The sequence below is a fragment of the Flectobacillus sp. genome, from assembly GCF_049240685.1.
Lineage (GTDB): Bacteria > Bacteroidota > Bacteroidia > Cytophagales > Spirosomataceae > Flectobacillus.
Window position 1 is genome coordinate 1 of the sequence record NZ_JBMLSD010000410.1, and the last position, 1,535, is coordinate 1,535.

At 34.4% G+C, this 1,535-nt stretch carries 1 protein-coding gene; it reads left to right on the forward strand.

Annotated features, from left to right (window positions below):
- Positions 1–137 precede the first annotated feature (137 nt).
- Positions 138–785: a hypothetical protein gene (locus tag ACOVQ4_RS18825; protein WP_421822155.1), complete on the forward strand. Its 648-nt coding sequence runs from the start codon at positions 138–140 to the stop codon at positions 783–785.
- Positions 786–1,535 lie beyond the last annotated feature (750 nt).

A 1,535-nucleotide genomic window follows, 5' to 3' on the forward strand; every position in this document is an offset into this window, starting at 1 on the left:
CGTGAACTGTCCAACAGATATTAATCCAGGTGTACTTGGATTCTAAGAAAAGACGCATAGAGGAGAGACATTTTTCTCCTCTATGTTTTATACCATTGTAGAGCATATCTATGAAAAAGTATTTTCAATCAAGCTTCTTGCTATTAATATCCGTCCTACTGCTGTTGAGTCTGAACGTTTTTAGTCAAACATTAGGCTGTAACTTCAAGCCGGGGGCAATTCAACTCAATTTGAGTGGTCAGAGTAAAGGTACGACCATAGTTAGCTATGTTGTGTTGGTGGATGCGAGTAATATTGTCAGATACAAATCTTTAGAGAATTCTGGGGTAATAGAAAGCGTGAATGCGGGCTCTTACAAGGCGGTAGCTCTGACATGGGATACCCGTCAGGAAAACTTACCAAAAATAGAAATAGGTAAGAATCTAACAGAGATAGATCATTGCTTAAAAAGTACAACGGTTGATTTATCGATATGTGATTGTAACACAACAACCAATAGCATTACTGTGCCGAGTTCGGTAGGCCAATCACCACAATATATCCTAACTGATGGTAAAGGAATTATCCAACAAGTACAAAATAGCACCACATTTTCAGGATTAAATAATGGAGTTTATAACCATTATGTGTTATGTAATTCGAATAGTAATGCAATCGTCGGGGCAAAGATTATGACAGTACCCAGTACAGACTTTTGTAGAATTGTCCCACTTTCGTATGTCGTCTGCTTAGCTGAGTGTGCACCAGTAATTTGTGTACCGATGGTGATTGCCAAGATAAGGTAGCATGAAGAAGTGATATTAATGTGCCTAAGTAGTACTTAAATAATGCAATAGACAAAAGGAAAAATGTAGAGGATTCGTTGCGAGCGAAGTATTCTAGAAATTCAAAAAGGGTTAGCTTTATCAAGCTAGCCCTTTTTAAATATACAGCCATAAGTTAGGATGAAAAAAGTCTTTTATCACCTTTAATTGCATTATAAAAACTATAAGTTGCGCTCATTAAAGAGTAATACCTAATTTTATACCATTACCAAATTACTTGGGTAGTACTAAATAGTTCTATGTGCCTACAAAAGATTTTTACATAATGGCGGATGTGAAAATCGACTAGTCTTTAGTCATTTTTACTACTTAATTGTAGAAGAAGGATTAGAGATAAATAAGTAAGTCTCTTCAAGCCATAAGAGATTTTACGAAATCACAAGTACAGAGAGTCATAATATCACATTTTGTAGATGTGGAATATTATTAATAATGGCTAAAACATTAAGTACGGGTGATGCCCGTACTTTTTTATTTGATTATCTTTAGGATGCCCAAGTAAATTGTAGCTAATCGTTAACAATATATCGGTATTTGAATAGTCTCACAATCAAAACTATGTTCTCAATATATTCTGCCCATAAATTAATAATTCTTGCTTTTCTGCTACTTATTTCTTAAAAATCAAGACTCAATTTATAAACCAAATTTCAACCCTGAAATAGGGTTATGATTAATTGCAAAAATTAGATACAAGTACTCGGCTTTGGG